Source organism: Aureibaculum marinum (assembly GCF_003813905.1).
Taxonomy (GTDB): domain Bacteria; phylum Bacteroidota; class Bacteroidia; order Flavobacteriales; family Flavobacteriaceae; genus Aureibaculum; species Aureibaculum marinum.
The window spans coordinates 1-1,944 of the sequence record NZ_RPFJ01000038.1; the positions used below are offsets into that span (position 1 = coordinate 1).

Sequence of the window (1,944 nt, forward strand, 5' to 3'; positions counted from 1 at the left end):
AAGAGAGGGGATTTTCAATGTTGACGAAGTCTCAAGCTTCTACGTATATAATAACCTTATTCCTCTCTTTTGTCTTTTCTGATTTATGCTTAAATTTAATGAATTGTAAACTTAAGCCGTATAAAGTTAATGTGGGTTTTTATGGCTTAATTCAAAGGTTTGTGTCTCTTTACTATGTCACTTCTACTTATTTAAGTATTTTTAGCTCGACAAAGATAAAAACACATAATAAGTATAAGCTCAGTGCTAGGGCGAAAAGTCCGCGGACGTTTTCTCCCACACTAACCTTATACAAAAACGTTGTACTGCATTTAGGAAACATTTTATAAATATTAATGAAAGACTTAATCGACAAGACACTTTTAAAAGAATCTATTGAATTTAAAGGTTCAATATCTGAATTGAAAGAACAAATTCGATTCAAAAAAGAAAGAAAATTTAAACTTGATTGGGTTTCAGATAATGAATTTAAATTTCTCTCTAAACTTTCAGTCGGAACAATAATGCTTAACTATAATCCTGGATATTTTGACGGAATAAAAGGTTATGCAAAAATTACTGAATTGAATAACGGAAATACTAAAATTGAATTGACAACAAGATTGCGGATTGAAATGTACTTTATCGGAATATTATCTGTGATTTTTCTTTTGATATTTTTATTTAGTAATGAAAAAATGCCTGTTTGGATTCTTTTTCTATTTCCTTTGATGATTATCTGGTTTTGGATTGTTTACAGATTTCAAGAAAAAAGACTTTTCGAAAAAGTAATAAAATATTTGAAAACGGAATTAAAAACGCAGTACAACACCGTATAAAAATAATTACGGTTTAGTGCTTAAACAAGGGGATTTGCGTGTTTGCCTGCATCTGATTTTCCTTCGGAAAATCCTCGCATACAAACCCGCAACTATTCTTATACATAAACGTTGGCAAACATTTGAGAAACAGTACGAATGAATAATAAATCTGAATTAAATGCTCATTTTGAACGGAATGAAAAAATGTGGCAAATTTGGGAAGAAAGCGGAATAGATTCAGAAACTGAATTAGTTGTGAATTTTCATTTCTACTCTACTCGGAAAGGGAACACCGAACTTCTTTGCAAAATATTGACTGACGAAAATATACCACATAGAATTGAAAAAACTAGAACACTAATTTTTCTAAAAGGCTGGAATATTGAGGCTGATATTAAAAAGAAATGGACTCTAGCCGAATTACAAGGGAAAACTGGAAATATGTTTCTTCTTGCAGAGCAAACTGGAGTTTCCTTGGAAGGTTGTGGAGCATTTATGCCAAATTAAGAATTATGAACTTAGAATTAAAAAGACACAAGCTACTCGGAATTTTATCCAAACAAAGAAATGATTTGGAATTAAAAAAAGCCGAATATAATGCTCTTGGTGTTCCTTTTGAGAAAATTTATAGCGAATTAAATTGCAATGAAGACGAACTTAAGCTAATTACGTCCGAATTGTATACCGCAGATGAAATCGGATATCACGATGCTTATGATATTGTTGGAATTTTTGCCAAAGACAATGGTCTCTCTTCTTTTGCAAACAAAAAATATTCACGCATATATTGGAAAAGGGTTTCTGACTTAACAAAAAATGCTGTTCAGATTATTATTCCAATATTGTCACTTCTAATTGCGTTTATTGCTTTATCAATCAAAATTGAAAGTTTAAATAAATCGACTGATAACAAGATAGATAACTTAGAAAAACAAGTCATAGAATTAAAATCGGAGTTGGATAAAACAAAAAATAGAATAATTACAAAAGAGATTGACACTCTGAGTGAAAAATAAAAAACGATTTGCCAACAAAGAACTGAGCTAAAAACCAAGCCTTTTCTTCATTAAATTTTGACAATAGTTTTCTTGCATTGTTGAATTAGAATAAATCTCCTACGGTCGATTTTATTTCCAATGCAACA

General features: G+C 30.5%; 3 protein-coding genes. All 3 read left to right on the forward strand.

Annotated elements, in window-relative coordinates; genetic code table 11:
- The first annotated feature begins 335 nt into the window (after nt 1–335).
- The 3 genes from EGM88_RS13550 (at nt 336) to EGM88_RS13560 (ending at nt 1,816) form a co-directional block, all read left to right on the forward strand.
- On the forward strand, nt 336–818 hold the full coding sequence (locus tag EGM88_RS13550; protein ID WP_123898968.1) for a YwiC-like family protein: 483 nt from the start codon (nt 336–338) through the stop codon (nt 816–818).
- Nucleotides 819–956: 138 nt separating this feature from the next.
- Nucleotides 957–1,307, forward strand: coding sequence for a ribonuclease E inhibitor RraB (locus EGM88_RS13555; protein WP_123898969.1), 351 nt, complete (start codon nt 957–959; stop codon nt 1,305–1,307).
- 5 nt (nt 1,308–1,312) lie between these two features.
- Nucleotides 1,313–1,816: a hypothetical protein gene (locus tag EGM88_RS13560; RefSeq protein WP_123898970.1), complete on the forward strand. Its 504-nt coding sequence runs from the start codon at nt 1,313–1,315 to the stop codon at nt 1,814–1,816.
- The last annotated feature ends 128 nt before the right edge of the window (nt 1,817–1,944 follow it).